The organism is uncultured Friedmanniella sp. (assembly GCF_964244005.1).
In the GTDB taxonomy this organism is placed as follows: Bacteria; Actinomycetota; Actinomycetes; order Propionibacteriales; family Propionibacteriaceae; genus Microlunatus.
In genome coordinates, this window is the sequence record NZ_CAXTHG010000021.1 from 50992 (window position 1) to 70775 (window position 19784).

The 19784-nt window shown below is 71.1% G+C and carries 15 protein-coding genes; 10 read left to right on the plus strand and 5 right to left on the minus strand.

Annotated elements, in window-relative coordinates; genetic code table 11:
• Window positions 1–244: 244 nt before the first annotated feature.
• Window positions 245–1297, minus strand: coding sequence for an aldo/keto reductase (locus tag ACFE76_RS13985; RefSeq protein ID WP_375432372.1), 1053 nt, complete (start codon window positions 1295–1297; stop codon window positions 245–247).
• Between the two features lie 97 nt (window positions 1298–1394).
• On the opposite strand from ACFE76_RS13985, the gene ACFE76_RS13990 reads away from it, so the two are divergent.
• The 5 genes from ACFE76_RS13990 to ACFE76_RS14010 all read left to right on the plus strand — a co-directional run bounded on the left by ACFE76_RS13990 (window position 1395) and on the right by ACFE76_RS14010 (window position 5635).
• Window positions 1395–2135, plus strand: a complete 741-nt coding sequence (locus ACFE76_RS13990) for a YoaK family protein (protein WP_375432373.1) — start codon at window positions 1395–1397, stop codon at window positions 2133–2135.
• An 86-nt stretch (window positions 2136–2221) separates the two neighbouring features.
• Window positions 2222–3163 (plus strand): Bug family tripartite tricarboxylate transporter substrate binding protein, encoded by a 942-nt coding sequence (locus ACFE76_RS13995; protein WP_375432374.1) that lies wholly within the window; start codon window positions 2222–2224, stop codon window positions 3161–3163.
• The gene (locus tag ACFE76_RS14000; RefSeq protein ID WP_375432375.1) at window positions 3160–3735 is read left to right on the plus strand and encodes a tripartite tricarboxylate transporter TctB family protein; all 576 of its coding nucleotides are present in this window, start codon (window positions 3160–3162) and stop codon (window positions 3733–3735) included. The genes ACFE76_RS13995 and ACFE76_RS14000 overlap by 4 nt, the downstream gene beginning before the upstream one ends.
• Window positions 3735–5246, plus strand: coding sequence for a tripartite tricarboxylate transporter permease (locus ACFE76_RS14005; protein ID WP_375432376.1), 1512 nt, complete (start codon window positions 3735–3737; stop codon window positions 5244–5246). Before ACFE76_RS14000 ends, ACFE76_RS14005 begins: the two co-directional genes overlap by 1 nt.
• Entirely contained in the window at window positions 5243–5635 is a 393-nt protein-coding gene (locus ACFE76_RS14010) for a universal stress protein (protein ID WP_375432377.1), read from the plus strand. The genes ACFE76_RS14005 and ACFE76_RS14010 overlap by 4 nt, the downstream gene beginning before the upstream one ends.
• Window positions 5636–5654: 19 nt before the next feature.
• Here ACFE76_RS14010 and ACFE76_RS14015 read toward each other — a convergent pair whose 3' ends face one another.
• Window positions 5655–7322, minus strand: a complete 1668-nt coding sequence (locus ACFE76_RS14015; protein ID WP_375432378.1) for a phospholipase D family protein — start codon at window positions 7320–7322, stop codon at window positions 5655–5657.
• A gap of 78 nt (window positions 7323–7400) precedes the next feature.
• Window positions 7401–8216 carry a hypothetical protein gene (locus ACFE76_RS14020; protein WP_375432379.1) on the minus strand — a complete coding sequence of 272 codons (816 nt, stop codon included), beginning with the start codon at window positions 8214–8216 and terminating at the stop codon, window positions 7401–7403.
• A 409-nt stretch (window positions 8217–8625) separates the two neighbouring features.
• Between ACFE76_RS14020 and ACFE76_RS14025 the strand changes: the two genes are divergently transcribed.
• From ACFE76_RS14025 to ACFE76_RS14035, 3 genes are all read left to right on the plus strand, one after another.
• A complete protein-coding gene (locus ACFE76_RS14025; RefSeq protein ID WP_375432380.1) occupies window positions 8626–11139 on the plus strand; it encodes a hypothetical protein in 2514 nt (837 codons plus the stop codon).
• Window positions 11140–11180: 41 nt separating this feature from the next.
• Window positions 11181–12908, plus strand: coding sequence for an O-antigen ligase family protein (locus ACFE76_RS14030; protein WP_375432381.1), 1728 nt, complete (start codon window positions 11181–11183; stop codon window positions 12906–12908).
• 146 nt (window positions 12909–13054) lie between these two features.
• Window positions 13055–13567 (plus strand): universal stress protein, encoded by a 513-nt coding sequence (locus ACFE76_RS14035; RefSeq protein ID WP_375432382.1) that lies wholly within the window; start codon window positions 13055–13057, stop codon window positions 13565–13567.
• 56 nt (window positions 13568–13623) lie between these two features.
• Here the strand turns inward: ACFE76_RS14035 and ACFE76_RS14040 are convergent, their stop codons facing one another.
• Together ACFE76_RS14040 and ACFE76_RS14045 are read right to left on the minus strand one after the other, a co-directional pair.
• On the minus strand, window positions 13624–15084 hold the full coding sequence (locus ACFE76_RS14040; RefSeq protein ID WP_375432383.1) for a protealysin inhibitor emfourin: 1461 nt from the start codon (window positions 15082–15084) through the stop codon (window positions 13624–13626).
• Window positions 15085–15891: 807 nt separating this feature from the next.
• Window positions 15892–16791: a hypothetical protein gene (locus ACFE76_RS14045; RefSeq protein WP_375432384.1), complete on the minus strand. Its 900-nt coding sequence runs from the start codon at window positions 16789–16791 to the stop codon at window positions 15892–15894.
• 275 nt (window positions 16792–17066) lie between these two features.
• Between ACFE76_RS14045 and gndA the strand changes: the two genes are divergently transcribed.
• A complete protein-coding gene (gene gndA / locus ACFE76_RS14050) occupies window positions 17067–18563 on the plus strand; it encodes an NADP-dependent phosphogluconate dehydrogenase (RefSeq protein WP_375432385.1) in 1497 nt (498 codons plus the stop codon).
• Window positions 18564–18582: 19 nt separating this feature from the next.
• Window positions 18583–19779 (plus strand): CDP-glycerol glycerophosphotransferase family protein, encoded by a 1197-nt coding sequence (locus ACFE76_RS14055; RefSeq protein ID WP_375432386.1) that lies wholly within the window; start codon window positions 18583–18585, stop codon window positions 19777–19779.
• Window positions 19780–19784: the final 5 nt, after the last annotated feature.

Here is a 19784-nt window from a genome sequence, read left to right on the forward strand (position 1 = left end):
GCTGATGACGAGAATGCCGATGATGGTCCCCATGATTCCGCGGTCATGGGGCGAAAAGCAGCAGCCAGCTGTTCGATGGACCGCCGCCCGGCTCACCCGTTCCACGTCGGCCGCCGACCAGCCCAGCCGCGCGAGCCGTGGTTCTGGACCCGTTCGGCCGCAGCAGGATGGCCGCGCAGTCGAGTGTGTGTCAAGACGCGGTCTGCGGACGCCCCAGCCCGCGCTTGGCGCACACTCGATCTCCTCAGCTCAGGTGGCGACCCAGCAGGGTGAGGTCGGCGGCGCTGAGCCGGTCGCTCGAGGTGGCGGCGTGGTGCCAGAAGGGGTACATCAGCGGGGAGCCGCTGACAGTATCGAGCCGGTCCAGCTCCTCGGCCGTGAGCGTGAGGTCGGCCGCGGCCAGGTTGTCGGCGAGCTGCTTCTCGGTCCGGGCCCCGACGATCAGCGAGGTCACGGCCGGCTTGGCCAGCGTGTACGCCAGGGCCACCTGAGCGCCCGAGACGCCGTGCGCCTCGCCGATGGCGACGATCTCCTCGATGGTGTCGTACAGCTTGTCCTCGTCGTTGACCGGCGGCTCGCTCCACTCGCCCAGGTGCCGGCTGCCGGCGGGCGCGTCCACCCCGCGGCGGTACTTGCCGGACAGCAGCCCGCCCGCGATGGGGCTCCAGACCAGGATGCCGACGCCTTGGTCGAGACACGCGGGCACGATCTCGTTCTCGATGTCGCGGTTCTGCAGCGAGTAGTAGACCTGCTGGCTGACGAAGGGCTGGTACCCGTGCTTGTCGGCCGTCCCCAACGCCTTCATCAGCTGCCAGGCGGCGTAGTTCGAGCAGCCGATGTAACGGACCTTGCCCGAGCTGACCAGGTGGTCAAGCGCGTGCAGGGTCTCCTCGAGCGGAGTCTGACCGTCCCACTCGTGCACCTGGTAGAGGTCGAGGTAGTCGGTGCCGAGCCGGCGCAGGCTGGCTTCGGCGCCGCGGATGATGTGGTGCCGGGACAGCCCGGCGTCGTTCGGGCCGTCGCCCATCGGCATCCGGACCTTGGTGGCCACCAGCACGTCGTCCCGTGACGACCCGAGCGCGGCGCCGAGGATCTCCTCGGAGGTGCCGCTGGAGTAGACGTCGGCGGTGTCGAACAGGTTGACGCCCGCGTCCCGGGCGAGGCCGATCTGGCGGGCGGCTCCAGCCACGTCGATCTGGCCGACCGCAGCGGCCCAGCCGCTGCCGCCGAAGCCCATCGTGCCGAGCGTGATGGTCGAGACCCGCAGGCCCGACTTGCCGAGCTGTCGATACTCCATGGCCACGACAATAGGGGGTGCAGCGCCAGCCCTGATGTCCCGCATAGGGTGAGCGCGCGCTGACCACCGGCAGCGTCGAGGGCAAAGGAGGACCGCCATGTCGGACCGGGTCGACCGCGGGTACGCCACCGCCCTGCTCGTGCTCACGGCGGCGACGGGAGCGTTGGACGCGGTCAGCTACCTGGCGCTCGACCGCGTGTTCACCGGCAACATGACGGGCAACGTGCTCTTCCTCGGCTTTGGCCTGGTAGGCGTCCAGGGGATCCCGGTGCTCAACAACCTGGTCGCGCTGCTCACCTTCTGCCTCGGGGCCTCGCTCGGCTCGCGGCTCACCCGCGCCTCGACCGGACCGGTCCGGCTGCCCCGCCGGGCGCTGCTGATCGTGCTCGCCGACACCGGCGCGCTGGTGGTCCTGGCGCTGGTCTGGCTGGCGCTGGGCGAGATCAGCCGGCCGACGATGATCGTGCTCACCGGGCTGCTCGCTCTGCTGCTCGGGGCCCAGGCGGCCGCCGTCCGGCACACCGGGCTGCGCGACCTGTCCACCGTGGTGGTCACGATGACGATGGTCAACCTCTCCGCCGACAGCCGGCTCGCCGGCGGTGCGGGGTCGGCCTGGCTGCGGCGGGTCGGCGCGATCGTCACCATGGGTCTCGGCGCGCTCGCCTCAGCCGCGGTGACCCGCTACCTGGGCGGACCGTACGCGCTGCTGCTCGCCGGGGTGGTGATGGCCGTCGCGGCCGTGCTGCTCGGCCGCGCTCGACGTCAGGACGCGTTGCACGTGGTCCGGGAGAGCCGCGCAACGGACCCGACGCTTTCCGTCCCCTCGACCGCCGTGTAACCTGCGTCACACGCGCCCCGCCACGTGGGGTGGACAACGACAGGATCATCGTGGGCCTGAGCCGTCGAACCCTCCTTGCCGGGGCCTTGAGCCTGCCGGTCGCTGGCCTGAGCGGCTGCGCCGGCACGGTGGCCAAGCCCGGTGACCTGTCGCGGTTGCGGATCATGGCCCCGGCCAGTCCCGGCGGCGGCTGGGACACCACGGCTCGGCTGCTGCAGCGGGTGATCCGGTCGACCGGGCTGGCGCGCAACGTGCAGGTCTTCAACGTCGAGGGCGCCGGCGGCACCATCGGCCTCGGCCAGCTCAGCCGCGAGTCCGACGACGCCTTGTTGATGATGATGGGCCTGGTGATGGTGGGCGCGGTGGAGACCAACAAGTCCAAGGTCAAGACCTCGGCCGTGACGCCGATCGCCCGGCTGGTCGGTGAGACAGAGATCCTGGTCGTCCCCGCGGCTTCGCCGTACCGCACGCTCAAGGACTTCGTCGAGGACTGGCGCGGCTCGACCCGCGAGCATCCCGTGGCGGGCGGGTCCGCGGGCGGCACCGACCAGATCCTCGCCGGACTGCTCGCCCAAGCCGGCGGCGTGGACCCGAAGGAGATCAACTACATCCCCTACTCCGGCGGCGGCCAGTCCCTCGCCGCGCTGCTCGGCGGCAAGGTGGCGGCCGGCATCTCCGGGATCGGCGAGTACGGCCCGCAGGTCACCGCGGGCAAGCTCCGCGGCCTCGCGGTCTCGAGTGAGAAGCGCAGCGCCCAGGTGCCGGACGTGCCAACGATGACCGAGGCGGGCTATGACCTGGTGCTGTCCAACTGGCGCGGGCTGATGTCCCACCCGGGGCTGACGCCGGACGCGCGCGCCGACCTGACCGACCTGGTCACCCGAGCACACGACACCCCGGAGTGGCAGGACGTGCTGAGCAAGAACGGCTTCGACGACCTGTACCTGACCGGGGACGACTACGGGGCGTTCCTGAACGAGGAGGAGCAGCGCGTGCAGAAGATCCTCACCGAAATCGGTCTCACGTGAGCTCGGCGATCCTGCCGGACGCCTCGGAGGCGCCGGAGTCACCGGACACGGAGCCCTCGACCCCTGCGTCGGCGCCCCCGGGCCGCAACTACGGCGAGCTGGCCCTCAGCGTGCTGCTGCTCGCGCTCGGGCTCTACGTCATCCTCGACGCGACCACGATCGCCGTCCCGGGCTCGTCGAACACCGTCGGTCCCCGCTTCTTCCCGTACCTGGTCGGGGCCGCGACCGTGGCGGTGGGGGCGGTGCTCGGCATCCGGATCCTGCGTGGAGACCAGGGGCCGGCCGAAGAGGGCGAGGACATCGACCCGGACGCGGCCACGTCCTGGCGGGCGGTCGGCATCATCGCGGTCGCCTTCCTCGCCCACGCGCTGCTGATCAACGTCGTCGGCTGGCCCCTCGCGGTCACCGCGATGTTCGGCGTGGTGGCCTGGGCCCTCGGCGCGCGGGGGATCCTCCGGCCGCTGCTGGCCGGCGGGCTGACCTCAGTGATCGTCTGGCTGATCTTCGTCAAGGCCCTCGGCGTCGTGCTGCCCGGGGGCATCCTGCTCGAGCTGGCGACGGGCTGGCTCTGATGGAGGCACTGAGCTCGTTGCTCGGCGGTTTTGCCGACGCGGCCACCCCGGTCAACCTGCTCTTCGCACTCCTCGGCGTCCTGCTCGGGACGGCGGTCGGCGTGCTGCCGGGCATCGGCCCGGCGATGACGGTTGCGCTGCTGCTGCCGATCACGTACGTGCTCGAACCGACCGCGGCGTTCATCATGTTCGCCGGGATCTACTACGGCGGCATGTACGGCGGCTCCACCACCTCGATCCTGCTGAACACCCCGGGTGAGTCGAGCTCGATCATGACCGCGCTCGAGGGCAACAAGATGGCCAAGGCCGGCCGGGGGGCGGCTGCGCTGGGCACCGCCGCGATCGGCTCGTTCGTGGCGGGCACGATTGCCACCCTGCTGCTGGCGCTGGTCGCTCCGACGGTGGTCAAGCTCGCCATCGCGATCGGCCCGGCGGACTACTTCGCGTTGGCGCTGCTGGCCTTCCTCGCCGTGGCCACGGTGCTGGGCGCGTCGCCGTTGCGGGGGCTGGCCTCGCTCTGTGTCGGGCTCTTCCTGGGGCTGGTCGGCACCGATCTGCTGACCGGTCAGCAGCGGTTCAACCTCGGCATCCCGCAGCTGGCGGACGGGATCGACGTGGTGATCGTCGCGGTCGCGCTGTTCGCGGTCGGTGAGGCGCTGCACGTCGCGTCCCGGCTGCGGCACGGGCCGGTTGAAGTGATGAGCAGCTCCGGCTCCTTCATGACCCGGCAGGACTTCCGGCGCTCCTGGAAGCCGTGGCTGCGGGGGACCGCCTTCGGGTTCCCCTTCGGCGCCCTCCCGGCCGGTGGGGCCGAGATCCCCACTTTTCTCTCCTACGCGACCGAACGCCGGCTGACCAAGCACCCGGACGAGTTCGGCCACGGCGCGATCGAGGGAGTCGCCGGACCCGAGGCGGCCAACAACGCCGCCGCCGCCGGAGTGCTCGTGCCGCTGCTCACCCTCGGCCTGCCCACCTCGGCCACCGCGGCCATCCTGCTGGCCGCGTTCCAGGGCTACGGGATCCAGCCCGGCCCCACCCTGCTGACCACCGAGTCGACGCTGGTCTGGACCCTGATCGCCTCGCTGTTCATCGGCAACACGATGCTGCTGGTGCTGAACCTGCCGCTGGTCGGGATCTGGGTGAAGCTGCTCAAGATCCCGCGGCCCTACCTCTACGCCGGCATCTTGATGTTCGCCTCGCTCGGCTCGTACGCCGTCAACGCCGACCCGCTCGACCTGGTCATCCTGCTGGTCCTCGGCCTGCTCGGCTTCGCGATGCGCCGCTTCGGCTGGCCGGTCGCGCCGGCGGTGATCGGGCTGATCCTCGGCCCGGTCGCCGAGACCAACCTGCGCCGCGCCCTGGCCATCAGCAACGGTGACCTGACCGCCCTGGTCGACTCGTGGTTCAGCCGGATCATCCTGGTCGTCGCGCTGGTGGTGGTGCTCGCGCCGGCGGTGCTCAAGCTCACCCGGCGGCGGAGCGCCGCCATGGCCGAAGGAGGACCCGCGTGAGCGTCGTCGTGGGCTACGTGCCCGCCCCCGAGGGACGGGCCGCGCTCGACCGCGGCATCGCCGAGGCTCGGCTCCGCCAGACCGGGCTGGTGGTGGTCAACACCAGTCGCGGCGACGCCCTGGTCGACCAGCGCTACCTGCAGGGGGACGCGCTCGAGCAGCTGCGGGTCGAGCTCGCCGGGCTGGACGTCCCAGCCGAGCTGCGCCAGGTCGACGCCGGCCACGACGTGGCCGAGCTCCTCGAGGTGGTGGCGCAGGAGAGCGACGCCCAGCTGGTGGTGATCGGGCTCCGCCGCCGCTCTCGGGTGGGGAAGCTCATCCTCGGCAGCGCCGCGAGCCGGATCCTGCTCACCGTCGGCTGTCCGGTGCTGACGGTCAAGGCGTCGTAGCGGTCGCGTCAGGTGGCTCCTAGAACTCCTGGCGTCGGCGCAAGGCCTGGGGGCGCCCGTCCGGATCGTGCACGGTGCGGTAGAGAGGTTCGGCCCACAGCTGCTGCCAGCGCGACAGTCTGATCGGTGGCAGCGGCCTGAGTCGTCCGGGTGGTCGGGCGCCGACCCGGCCGCCGTCGTGCCAGGCCTGCAGCCGGGCGGCCGAGGCGGCAAAGGTGTCGAACATTCCCGCAGCGCTCAGGCAGTCGGCCATGATCTCCAGCAGGGCGGTGTCGTCGAGGTCGCCCGGTGCCGTGCCCTGCTGAATGCGGGAGATGTCACCGGGAAACTCGGCCGAGCCGACCTCCCGGTCCAGGTGCTCGGCCGCGAGCGTCAGCCGGAGGCGCCGTGCGTAGGCGGAGTGGTCGCCGCCGAGCTCGTCCACCACCACCGCGGAGAGCTCGGAGTCGTGGGTCCAGGAGCGCCGGTTGAAGTTGTCCGAACCGATGGTGGCCCAGCAGTCGTCCATCACGCAGACCTTCGCGTGCACGTAGACCGGCGTGCCCTCGTGGTTCTCCAGCCCGTAGACGGCCACCCGGTCCCCGCCGGCCTGCTGGAGCAGCCGCATTGCCTTGAGCCGGCCCAGCTGCTGGGGCACCCGGGACAGTGGGGAGGCGTTGTCGGGCACCTGCGGCAGTACGGCGATCACCCGGAGCCGCGGGTTGCGTCGGAGGTTGTCCACGAAGGCGCGCACCACCTCCACCGACCACAGGTACTGGTCCTCGAGGTAGACCAGCTCATCGGAGCGGGCCAGCGCCTTGCTGTACCCACGGGCCACGCTGCGCTCTCCGCCCCGGGCAAAGGGGTAGTCCCGGCCGTGTCGCAGGTTCGGGTAGGTGCGCAGCAGCTGCACGACGTGGGTGCCTGCGGGCACCGGCTGCGGGGGTGGCGCCTGGTCCGGGAGCGGGTCGGGGCTGGTGTCCATCCCGGTGAGGCGGTCGCGCAGCCGTTGCCAGGGGTGGCGGCTCAGCGGGGTGGGGTCGAGCCAGCGTTCGCGGAAGACCGTCTCGACGTCGTGCACCGCCGGTCCCGTGATCGCGGCCTGCACGTCGTGCCAGGGCGGCGTGGGCCCGTACTCGCCCGCCATCGGCTGCGGTTGCGGATCGCCGGCGTGCTGGGCGTCGTCGCGGCGGGAGTGGCAGAGGTCGATGCCGCCGACGTAGGCGATGTCGCGTTCTGGTGCGTCCCGATAGCGGATCACCAGCAGCTTCTGGTGGTGCGAGCCGCCCGTCCGCACCCGCATATCGAGCAGCACCTCAGCTCCGTGCGCCTGCAGCTGTTCGCCCAGGTGCCGGTTCTCGGCCTCGGAGAAGGACAGCTTGTCCCAGTGCGAACGCCAGATCAGCCCGCGGACGTCGACGCCGCGCTCGTCGGCGGCCGAGAGCAGGTCCTCGATCTCGGTGGCGGGGTCGTCGGTCAGCCGCTCGTCGGGGTCGCCGCGCCAGTCGGTGAAGTAGATGAGGTCACCTGGTCCGGTGCCGGGGATCCGTTCGGCCAGCTCGGCGAAGTAGGTCGAGCCGTGGACCAGGGGCCGGACGTGGTTCCCGGTGGACCAGGCGGCGGAGCCGGGGTGCTGGTCGTCCAGCCGGGTCTGGTCGTTGGCTCGCTCGGCCTTGCTCAGCAGCCAGTCGTCGAGCTCCAACCTCACCCGCTACGCCACCGTCCGCACTCTGGCCACCCTAGTGCTCCGGCCGGTGGGGCGGGACGCCGCCTGGACGACCGGTGGTCAGGACGCTTGCCCCGACGCGGCGGCGGCTCGGAGCGACAGCGCCGCACGCGCATCCAGCCCGCCACCCTCGGTGTCGAGGGCTCCGAGGGTGAAGGCCACGACCGTCTCGGCGAACAGGCTGACATGGCTCCAGGTGTCCGCCGCGCCGGTGACGGTCTCGTCGGTGCCCAGTTGGGGCGCGTCCGGGTGGATCCGTCCCTGCAGGAGGAAGCCGTCGACCATGGCGTGCAGGGCGCGGTCGAAGCTGGCCGGCGTCCACCCTGGTCGCAGGGTCAGGCTGAGCCGGTCCAGGACGGCGACGTACCCGGCGACGAACGGCTGCCGCAGCGTCCTCCAGTTGGCGGCGAAGGCCTGCTGGAGGGTGGGGTGGCGGTGCAGGACGCTGCCGATGTGGAGCATCAGGTAGGACCGGGGGCTCGACTCGGCGTAGCGGAGCAGGTCCCCGGCCAGTGACGCGACCTCGTCGCCGAGCCGGGTCTGCTCGAGCCCGGCGAGGCGGTCGGTGAGCGGGCGGTACTCATCGGAGGGCCGGTCAGCGAACTGGAGCGCGTAGACGGCGGCGTCGGTGATGAACTCATCGCGCGTCTCCCACCGTTGCCGGAAGGCCTTCTTGCTGGCGCCGGGTGCTTGGCCGGCGAGCCTGAGGACGTCCTCGATGCGGATCCACTCGAGCGAGGCCGGGAACTTGATCGCTCGCAGCCGAGGTGGGACGTTCTCACTGTCGGTCATCGCGGCGTCGATGAGGGCCGCGGCCGAGTCGAGGAACGTCCGGGCCGACGCGTCCGTCCGTGATGCTGCTGGTCTCGGGCTCACGCGAGCTCCCTCGTTCTCTCGGCCCGGTGCTCCCCCGTCGCGTCCGGCTTTCATGGCGGCTGCCCCGACCGTGTGTCTGCGGCCGTGGCTGAGGGCAGACTACCCAACTCGGGTCGACCGTGGCAGGCAGCCGGAACCGGCCGGTTCGGCTCGGCACGGGTCATCGAAAGGGGACTCGGTTGACTCCTTTCCCGGGCGGTTGATCCCACATCTCGGGCCCTCAGGCAACCGCTGGTGAATTACGGTCGCCGGGCGAGCTCAGTCCTGAAAAGGGATTTCTGCCCGCACCGAAGATCCCCCGTCACCGCGCGCCCACCACCGGGCCCAGCCAGCTCAGGAGAATGCCATCAGTAACGACGACGCGCTCGGTTTCCCGCACCCAGAGCCCAGCTCCATCGCCGCCGCGCGGATGAGCCCGATCAGGCCGGCGGGGGCTTCTCCTGCGGCGACACCGTCACCGTCCCTGTCACCGTCGCCGGCACCGTCCCGGGACGCGGTCGGGATCCAGACCTGGGCACTGCCGCTCTCGTGGCCGACGGTTCGGACGCTGGTCGCCTCGGTGCTCGGCTTCGCCCTGCTGCTGTCCACCGGCCTCCCGGCCCGAGCTGCGCTGCCGGACGTGACCCTCCCGTCGGCGCGGGCCTTCGTCCAAGCCGCTGACGTCCTTGGGGAGGTCGCGGAGGGCACGGTCCTCCGGGTGCAGGGCGCGATCTACGTCGGAGGGACGAACCGTTGGCGGAAGGTGCTCGACGCCGGCGACGCCGGGACCGTCCTGGTCGGGCAGTCACTGGTGGTCATCGACCGGTCCGACGATGACGCGACCACCGTCAAGGTCTTCTCCCTGGCCGGGCAGCTGGTCCAGCAGTCGACGGTCCCCGGCCGGTTCGAGCAGGCCGGTCCGAGCGGCTTCATCGTCTCGGGCGGCGACGCCGACTCCTACGTCGTGAGTTACGGGTCATCCACCCGGACGGCGCTGGGAACCCAGGACTACGTCGACGACTGGCGCCTGGGCAACGGTCAGGCGCTCGCCCGGGTCAACGGGGACTGGCGCGCTGTGCCGCTGTCTGGTGGCTCGGATCGCGACGCCGGGATCCCCGGGAACGCGGAACCCGTCTTCGTCGGTGCGGCCGTGGTGTACTCGGCCTACGACGCCGTCCTGAAGCAGACGACGTTCTGCCGGGCGTCCGACCTGGGCTCCGCCTTCGCGTGCTCCAGCGTCGACGTCGACGCCGGATCGCCGGGGGACAGCATCGACGTGCAGACCATCGCCGGTCAGGGCACGGTGGCGGCGGTACTCGAGAACTCCGACACCGACGAGCAGCTCCTGGTCCGGGCTTCAGGCTCCGCAGCGCGCATCCGGGTACCGCAGACGTGGGCTGACACCTCCGCCGGACTCGAGGCCTACGAGGTCCGCCAGCAGCAGGGCTCGGTCCTGCGCCTTGGCGATGACGGGTCCGCCTCCGTCGTCGCCGTGAGTCCCCAAGGTGTCGCTCGCGTCGAGCTGCTGTCGCTGTCCCCGAACGCGGTGGCCGGCGGGGACGGTCGTCCTGCCGAAGGTGCCGACGACAGCACTGTGTGGAAGCGGTCGCTCACCGGTGCGGCGCTGGGGCCGGAGAGCCTGCTGCCGGTGCGGGCCACCGAGATCCAGCTGTCAGGGTCGCGGATGGCGGTCAGCACCGCCAGCGGGAAGACCCTCTTCTACGACGGCCCCACCCGGGGCCGGACGGTCGGTGGTGCGCTCGCCTCGAACCTCTCCGGAGGGCAGGCGCTGATACTGCGTCCCGGCCGTGACAGCGCGGACCTGCTCACCGTCGACGGACGGCGCCTGGGCACGCTGAGCAGCTGGAGCTACGACCCCGCGATCTTCGGGTCTCGAACGGTGGTCGAGCGCAAGAACCGGCTGCAGGTCATCGATGTGGCGGCCGGCAACAAGATCTTGGCGACCGGCCCCACCACAGACTCCGAGCGCTACGGGATCTGGGGCGACTGGGTCGTCTTCGACGACGACCTCGATCCCGGCGACGACTCCGACGACTCCGAGGACACGAGCCTGCTCCGGGCCTACAACGTGCGCACGAAGGCGTTGAAGACGATCCGGGTCCCCGCCAGTGTCCACGGCCGAAAGCTGATCGTGGGCGACGGCTTTGCGGCGCTGCAGGTCAGCCTCAGCTCGGAGTTCTACGCGTGGGACTTCGCCGGGTCCGCTGGCTTGACCACCGTCGGCAACGGCAATCTCGCGGCGGTCGAGGGCAACCGCGTCGGCTGGATCGACGACGATGGCGTCGCGCACGTCACCACCCTGCCCTTCGGGGGGCGGTCAGCGCCCCGACTGCTCAGCCCCGCGGTACCGGCCGCCTTCGCGCCCACGGCCACGGCGGCGAACCGCTGGAGGCCCCAGTTCGACCTCACGAAGCCGACCACGGTCGGTCAGCTGAGGATCACGTCCGGGAGGAAGCTGGTCCGGGTGCTGGCCGTCAGGGCCAATGCGGACGGCTCGATCCGCAGCCTGAGCTGGGACGGCAAGGACGGTAAGGGCAAGCGGGTCAAGACCGGGACCTACCGGTGGACGCTCGCGGTCAGCGCCGCCGACGGCACCGGGGCGGCTCGGTCGATCGATGGGACTACAGCCCCGACCGGGTCGGTCACCGTCCAGGCCACGTTCGCGAAGGCGCCGAAACCTCGCCTCAGCGGAGCCGCCAAGGTCGGGTCGAGGCTGACGGCGAAGGCCGGCACGTGGTCACCCAAGGCGACGCTGAGCTACCAGTGGTTGCGCAACGGATCCACGATCAAGAACGCCAAGGCGAAGACCTACCGGCTGGCGAAGTCCGACAAGGGCAAGGTGGTCGCCGTGACCGTCACCGCCCGACGGACGGGTTACCTCACCACCAGTCGAACCTCCGCGAACACAGGGAAAGTGCGCTGACCGACCGCTCGGCGACCGTCGCGGCCTGGGCGGCGGGCGGGTTGCTCCCGCTCGCCGCCTGGCCGTGGGGGGCCGACCCCGAGATGCCGCTCCGCCTCGTGGTGATCGGCATCATGCTCATCGCCACCGTCCTCGCGAGGACCGGCGGCGTCCTTCCCCGACCGGTACGGCTCGCCCTCGCCGGCTGCGTCCTCGCCTTCGTGGTTGCGGCGCTCGCGGGCCGGACACCCCTGCTGTCGTTGCTCGGCCGCTACCAGCGCTACGAGGGTCTGCCGCTCGTGCTCGGCTACGCCGCGGCACTCTGGGCCGGTGCCCGGCTGCTGGGCCCGAGCCGGCCCCGGATCCGGGGCCACTTGGCGACCGCGCTCGTGGCGTCGACCCACGTGATCCTCCTGTGGGCTCTGGTCGAGCTGCTGCGCGATCCCGACCGACGGCTGGTGACACCGCTCGGCAACGCCACCCTGGTCGGGTTGTGGGGCGTGCTGGCTGCGGCGGTGCTGGGCTGGGCCGGCCTCGCCGTCCGCTCCCGGCTGCTGCTGTCGGGGGCCGTGTCCGGCCTGCTGCTGGTGGCCCTGTCCGCCTCACGCGGAGCGTGGCTGGGGCTGCTCGCCGTGCTCGCCCTGAGCGCGGTCCTGGGCCGACGCGCCGTCCGCATCCGGTGGTGGTGGCCGGTCGTCCCCGTGCTGATGGTGGTCACGGTAGGCGCCGTCACCCCGATGGTGCGGGACCGTCTGCTCGGCACCTCACCCCTGGCCAGGGCCACCGTCTCGGGCCGGCTGCTGATGTGGAGCGAGACGCTCCAACTGGTCGGGGACCACCCGCTGACCGGGGTCGGGCCGTCCCGGTTTGTCGACGAGATCGGCCGGTACCACTCAGCAGCCTGGCAGGCCGCCGCCGGACCGGTGGCGCCACCGGACTCCCCGCACCTGGTCCTGTTCCAGGTCGCCGCAGCCACCGGCGCCGTCGGCGTCGTGGCCGTGGCCGCCCTGGCCGTGGCCGTCCTCGGCAGCCTCCGGCGCGTGCTCGCGGACCACGACGCCTGGTCTGGAGCGGCGGCCACCGCCGGCGTCGGCCTCGGGGTTGGTTACCTGACCACCTTCACCGACCCGGTGCTCGTCGTCGTCGGCCTCTTCGTCCTGGGTGGCGCCCTCTCGCGTCCGGCTCCGGCTCCGGCGCCGCGGTCCCGGTGGCCCACCCGGGCGCTGGCGGGGAGCATCGCCGGCCTCACCATCGCCTCCGCGGGGTCGCTGCTGGTCTCCGAGGCCGCGTTGGCCGACGCCGTGCGAAGCGACGACGACACCCGGGCGGTCCGCTCGGCTCGCCTCGCCTCCCGGGTCAGGCTCTCCGACCCCGACGTGGCCGTTCGAGCCGGTCACGTCCTGGTGGCGAAGGGGCGGCCCGAGGGGCTTCTCGCGGCCTGGTCGTTGCTCGAACCGGCTTGCCCGCGGCTGCCGGGATCGGTGGTGTGCCGCCAGACCCTCGCCGACGCGTACGACCTCGCTGGTGAGCCTGGCGCTGCTCTGCAGACCCTGACCGGGGCCCTGCCGTTGGACCCCTTCAACGTCGAGACGCTGCTGCGGACGGGGGTGGCGCTGAGTGAGCTTGGTCGCCCGGCCGAGGCGGAGCAGACTTTCCGGCAGGCGGCCGGACTACGGCCGAGCGCGGCCGAGCCCTGGGACAACCTGGCGCACCTGATGCGACAGCAAGGGCGCGAGGCCGAGGCCGGGGCCGCTGAGGCGCGTGCTCGGGCGCTGCGACGCAGACGCTAGGCGGGTGGTGTCGTTTGACACCACCCTCCCTAGGGGTGTGGCGGTGCGAGCTGGTGACGCCTCGCGGCGCCCGAGCGTCGGCCGGAGGGGTCTGGTGGGTCTCCGCCGCCGACGTTATGGTGACCAGGACCGGCAGGAGGAGCCCCGTGAGCGAAACGTCGAGACCGCGTCGCATCCTGGTCGGGGTCAACCACGGCCAGTCCGCGACGGTGCTGCAGCAGGCGGTGCACTTCGCCCGCGCGTTCGACGCGGCCCTGGTCTGCGCGCACGTCGACGTCGGCCGCTATGTCGTCGAGGAGCGATCCGACGGCACGGTGGTCTCCCGGCCTCTCGACCCCGATCTCCCCGAGCTTGCCGACACCGACTTCGACTCGGTGCTCGCCGAGCAGATCCGGTCCCAGGTTGCACCGCTGGACGTGAGCTTTCGCGAGCTCGCCGGTGACCGCGCCTACGCCTTGGCCCGGCTGGCCGACATCTGCGGGGTCGACGCGATCGTGATCGGCAGCCGACGGCGAGGCGTCCGCTCCGGCCTCAAGGAGTTCTTCGGAGGCTCGGTGGCCGCCCAGCTGGCGCACCGGCAGCACCGCCCCGTCATCGTCGTCCCGGTCGAGCCGGTCGCCGAGGACGCACCCCTGCCCTGGGAGTCTCCGCCCGCATGACCCTGCCACACCGGCGCACCCGCCGGAGTCGTCGGGACCGGCCGGCCTGGAACCGCTCAGCCCAGGTCGACCTGCTCTCCGGTGCCGAGCACGATTCGGACCACCTCGTGCAGCTCCGGGGTGAGGTCCTGCTCCGGCAGGGTGAGCTGCCACGCGTCGAGCGCAACCGTGTAGACGAAGGCGTCGGGCAGGCCCGCGCTGGAGCCCGTGACCCCTGGGGTCAGCGAGGTCAGGTCGGCACGCCGCAGCAGCCGGCGCACCTGCGGTCCCTGCGGATCGTCGTCCAGGTCGAGCTCGCCGCTGCGGGTCAGCCCGGCGAAGCCGCCGCTGCGCCGGACGCCCACCCTTCGCGCCTGCTCGGCCGGAGCGCTGTCCGCGGGAAGGGGGTCCAGGGGAAGGGGGTCCACGGGAAGGGGGTCGACGGACCCACCATCGACGGGCGGGGTGGTGGGGTCGGGGTCGACCGGGTCGGCCGGGGCCGTCAGCACCCCTACCTGCTCCCAGGCGGTCCGGACCTGGGTCGCCACCTCGCCGGCGTCGGGAAAGAGTCGTTCCGCCGAGCTGACCGTGGCGGCGGCAAAGCCGGCGAAGTCAACGTCGGCGCCGACGGTTCCCCCGGTGAGCGCGTCGTACCAGACCTTCCCGGTCCGCTCCCAGCTGCGGCCGCCGATCCCGATCGACGCCAGCGCGAACGCGCGGTTGGGGATGCCGGAGTTGAGGTGCACCCCGCCGTTGTCCTCAGTCGTGTCGACGTAGTCGGCCATCGAGGCGACCTGGGGGTCGCGGCCGAGCCTGGGGTCGTCGTAGGCGGTGCCGGGCTCGGTCATCGAGCGCAGCGCCTTGGCGTTGATCCCCGGGAGGAAGAGGCCCTCCCCGATCAGCCAGTCCGCAGCCACGGCGTCCTGGCCGAGGGACCGCTGCTTGGTCATCGAGGCGAAGACGTCGCTGACGCTCTCGTTCAGCGCCCCGGACTGGCCCGAGTAGGTCAGACCGGCGGTCTCCTGGGTGACGCCGTGGGTGAACTCGTGTGCCATCACGTCCATCGGCTTGGTGAAGCGGTCGAAGACCTGACCGTCGCCGTCGCCGAAGACCAGCTGGCTGCCGTCCCAGAAGGCGTTGTCGTAGTCCTGGCCGTAGTGCACGGTGACCGTCAGCGTGTCGCCGGTGCCGCCGACCGAGGGCCGGCCGAACTCGGTGGCAAAGAGGTCCCAGACCTGGGCGGAGGAGTCGTACGCCTCGTCGACCGCTGCGTCTCCTGTGGCCGGGGCTCCGTCGGGCCGCGCGACCGCCCCGGGCAGCTGCTCGGTGTGGGCGGCGGTGTGCACGACCCGCTCGGCCGGATCGGTACCGGCCGATGCGGTGGTGCGGGCTCGCCCGGGCAGCGTCCCCCGTTCACGCTGGCCTCGCAGCCGGGCATCGACCTGCAGGGTGCTGCGGCCGAAGCCGATGAGCACCGGATCGGCCGCCGCCGCCGCGAGGTGGGCGAGGAGGTAAGGGGGGACGAAGCAGCAGGGCATCAGGACTCCACGAGGTCGGCAACGCATCTGTGCTCGATGCTGGCAGAGGGCACTGACAGTCGGGCCGCGGGTCGCACCGAGGGCGAAGCGCCGGTGTCGAAACAGCAACAAATTTTGGGAACTGCCGCCGTTGGTGCTTGACGGGGTTGATGATTTGGAGTGAGGCTGACCGGTGAATGATACCCGCCACGGGAGTGCGGACATTATTTGCGGTCGAATGTAGCTGACACGGGGTGACAACTCTCCCTTCAAGGGGGAGCGATTCCATGACCACGGGGGCCATGGACCACGCACAGCGGCTTTAGACCCGGACGCGTTGAGGAGCAGAACCGCACCTAACGCGATTTCTGCATGTCCAGTTTAGGACATGTCCTAAACTGGACACGAGATGGCCGTGACTTTCGGGCGCCAGCCTGTTTAATCTTCATATCGAAACGTATTCAGTTCCGCAGCGCACCCCCCAAGCAGCTGCGGGCCATCGAAAGGAATCCGCCATGCGCTCGTCTCGCATTGCTCGTCAGGCCGCCCGCGTTCTCGGAGCCGCTACGGTTTCCGCCCTCCTGCTCGGTGCTGTGGCCGCCGCCCCGGCCCACGCTGCTCACGGCGTGCGGAGCAACACCGTCATCGCGCGCGCCCACGGCGTCTGAGCTCACCCGGCAAGGCTCTGGCCAGCCGCCTCATCCGCCAGCTGGTCGCATGATGGGGCGTCTGGCGAGCGTCAAGCCAGGAATCTCAGCCCGATTGCTGCCGGTCGTCGGAGCTGATGTCAAGCCGCCGATGTCTGCTCATATGAGCGAAGGATTGCCGTTATGCCGAGTGTGAGAGGACGTTCGCGGTCTGCGTGCGGACATTTTCCGCACGCACCATGGCTGCACCGAGCTGAAGTCGGGTGGTCACGCCGAGTTCTTCCATCAGCTCGGATATCCAGCGGCGTACCGAACGGACATTGATACCGAGATTACTGGCGATGGCCTGATCGGTCGAACCAGTCATCAGCAGGGACACCAGCATTTGCCGCCGTGGGTCGATTTCGAGGAAAGTCGACGCCACGATGGGGACCGCCGTGTCCCAGACCGCTTCGAAAAGCCACTGCAACGCTTCGACCAGCAGCGGATGTCGGACGACCGACATGCGGAGCTCGTAGCCGGGCAGGTAGGAGCGCATCGACGGGATGATGGCCAGCTCGGCGTCGACGATGACGAGCTTCATGGGCACCGGAGCCGTCCGCGACTGCTCGCCCTTGGTGGTGTAGAGGGTGAGTTCCTTCAGCCGGTCGGCGTCGAAGCCCGGGTGGTATACGCAGCGCAGGGTCGCCCCGCGCTCAAGCGCCTGCCACTCGGGCGCCTCCTCGCTCAGCGACTCCTCGGTCGGTGAACGCTCCTCGGCGTACGGGGGCTTGTCGAAGACGCAGATCTCCTTCTGCGCCGTGGCACAGAGCTCGCGGTTCGCGGCCACGATCGCCTCGCGGCCTACGATGATCCGGACGTCGTCGCTCTGGGACTGCGAGGCGGCAAGCAGGTGGCTGTGCAGCGAGTCGGCGGCGACACTGGCCATCTCGAGCTCGGAGAGCCGCTGCGCGCGCAACGCCTTGATGACATCTGGCATCGGGAGGGTGCGCCACAGTCCGTGGGACAGCTCAGTGGCCAGGCCCAGCCGCCGAAGCTCCTCGAGGGCCTCTTCGACCCTGACCGGGTCGAGCGACGTCATCTCGCTCAGCTCTTCCTGCGCGACGGTGCCGATCGGAGCCAGAGCGACGTAGACCGTCTCCGCGTCGGCGCTGATGCCCAGCGGTTGGAGCATGGCGGTCCTTCGGATCTCGGAACGGAAAATGCAACCCTAATCACTGGTCGGACCCCGTGGGTCGACCAGATACGCTGACGTCCGCGCCCCCCCGGTGGGTCGATAGTCTCACACCGTCGGTCACTCTCGGGTCGCGTCACCAGCGGAATCCAGGGTCGCCATCGGAATGAAGGAGTGTCTGCATGCCTGAGCTCGCCCAGATCGGGGTCACCGGTCTTGCGGTGATGGGCCGCAACCTCGCCCGCAACTTCGCCCGGCACGGTCACCGCGTCGCCATCCACAACCGCACCTACGCCAAGACGGCGTCGTTGCTGGAGGAGGCCGGCTCGGAGGGAGACTTCGTGGCGTCGGAGTCGATGACTGACTTCGTCGCCTCACTCGAGCAGCCCCGGCGGGTGATCATCATGGTCAAGGCGGGCCCGAGCACCGATGCGGTGATCGAGGAGCTGATCCCGCTGCTGGACGAGGGCGACATCGTCATCGACGCGGGCAACGCGCACTTCCCCGACACGATCCGGCGCGAGGGCTGGCTCTCCGAGCTCGGTCTGCACTTCGTGGGCACCGGGGTCTCCGGTGGTGAGGAGGGCGCGCTCAAGGGCCCCTCGATCATGCCGGGCGGCTCCCGGAAGTCCTACGAGACGCTCGGGCCGCTGCTGGAGGACATCTCCGCCAAGGTCGACGGCGAACCCTGCTGCACCTACGTCGGACCCGACGGTGCCGGCCACTTCGTCAAGATGGTGCACAACGGCATCGAGTACGCCGACATGCAGCTGATCGCCGAGGCCTACGACCTGATCAAGGCCGGGACGGGGGCCAGCGCTGCCGAGATCGGGCGCATCTTCTCGACCTGGAACGAGGGTGACCTCGAGTCGTTCCTGATCGAGATCACCGCCGACGTGTTGTCCCACATCGACGCCGAGACTCAGAACGCCTTCGTCGACGTCGTCCTGGACCGCGCCGAGCAGAAGGGCACCGGACGCTGGACGGTGCAGAACGCGCTCGACCTCGGCGTGCCGATCACCGGGATCGCCGAGGCGACCTTCGCCCGGGCGCTCTCGGGCTCGGTCCCCCAGCGTGAGGCCGGCCGCGGCAAGCTCGCAGCCGAGACCGTCGGCTGGGACATCCCGGACCCCGACGCCTTCGTCGAGGACGTCCGGCAGGCGCTCTACGCCTCGAAGGTGGTCGCCTACTCCCAGGGCTTCGACCAGATCGCCGCCGCCAGCGCCGAGTACGGCTGGGACATCGACCGGGGCGCCATGGCGCGGATCTGGCGCGGTGGCTGCATCATCCGGGCCCGCTTCCTCAACCGGATCACCGAGGCCTACGAGCGCGACGCCGACCTGGCCCTGCTGCTGGCCGACGACTACTTCGCCGACGCGGTGGGCCACAGCCTCGCCGCGTGGCGGCGGGTGGTGGCCGGGGCCGCGTCGAACGGCATCCCGACGCCGGCCTTCTCCTCCTCGCTCGCCTACTACGACGGTATCCGGGCCGAGCGGCTGCCCGCGGCACTGATCCAGGCCCAGCGGGACTTCTTCGGCGCCCACACCTACCGCCGGGTCGACAAGGAAGGCACGTTCCACACCGAGTGGAGCGCGGACCGCAGCGAGACCTCGGTCGAGGCCGCCCCGCACGTGCTGACCCCGCAGCCGGCGGAGAAGGCCGACCCGACCCCAGCCTGAGGTGAGCCGCCTGCCCCGCGTGCCTCGACCCCGGCTACCCGTCGCCCGGCCCCTCCCGCGCCTGCCGGGAGGAGACCCGCGGCGCCTCGCGCAGGCGGTGTCGGCGCGGGTGGTCAACCAGCTGGCCGCTCCCAGCTTCGCTCGGCGGGCTGCGCGGCACGCGATGCTGCCCAACGGGGCGGTGGCGGTGTTCTTCGCCACCGGTCCGGAGAACCTCTACCAGTTCGAGCAGTGGCGCCGACCGCTGGAGGAGCTGGCCAGCCGGCGCCCGGTGCTCGTCGTGGTGGACCGGCCCGACACCGGCGCGGAGATCTTGAGCCGCAGCACCCTGCCGGTCGCCTTCGCCCGCGGCAGCGCGGCACTCGAGGAGCTGGTCGCCGAACGCGACGTCCGGGTCGTGCTCTACCTCAACCAGGTCGAGCCGAACTTCCGGATGCTGCGCTTCCCGGCGCCGGTGCACGTGCAGATCGGCCACGGAGAGAGCGACAAGGCCTCCAGCGCGTCCCACCAGCACCAGGCGTACGACCTCACCTTCGTCGCCGGTCAGGCGGGCAGTGACCGGCTCGGAGCGGCGTTGCGAGGCTTCGACCCAGCCGTCCGGACGCTGCCTGTCGGTCGGCCGCAGCTCGATCACGACTATCCGGGGGCGCCGGACTGGGCGCCGGGTTCGGGGCGCCGGGTGCTCTACGCCCCGACCTGGGAGGGGGACCGGCCCAGCATCGCGTACGGGTCCGTCGCCGCTTCCGGCGTCACCATCGCCGAGGCGCTGCTCGCCGACCTCGACGTCCGGGTGATCTACCGACCGCACCCCCGGACGGGCCGCGCGTCCTCGACGCACGCTGTGGCCGACCGGCGGATCCGGGAGCTGCTGCGGGCCGGAGGCGACCGGCACCTGGTCGACGAGGGGCCGTACGGGTGGCAGTGGTCGTTCGCGGACGCCTGCGTCACCGACGTCTCGGCGGTCGCCTACGACTGGCTGGCCACCGGCAAGCCGCTGGTGGTCACCGAACCCGCGCCGACCGCGCAGCGGCCGCCCTCACCGTTGCTCGACCGGCTGGTGCTGCTCGCGCCCGCCGACGCCGGGGACGTGCTGGCCCGCCTGGCGGTGGTCGAGCCCGAGCTGGCCGACCTCAGCCGCTACTACTTCGGCGAGACCACCGACAGGGCCAGCACCGCACGGTTCCTCGCGGCGATCGAGCAGGCGTACGCGCGCTAGCAGGG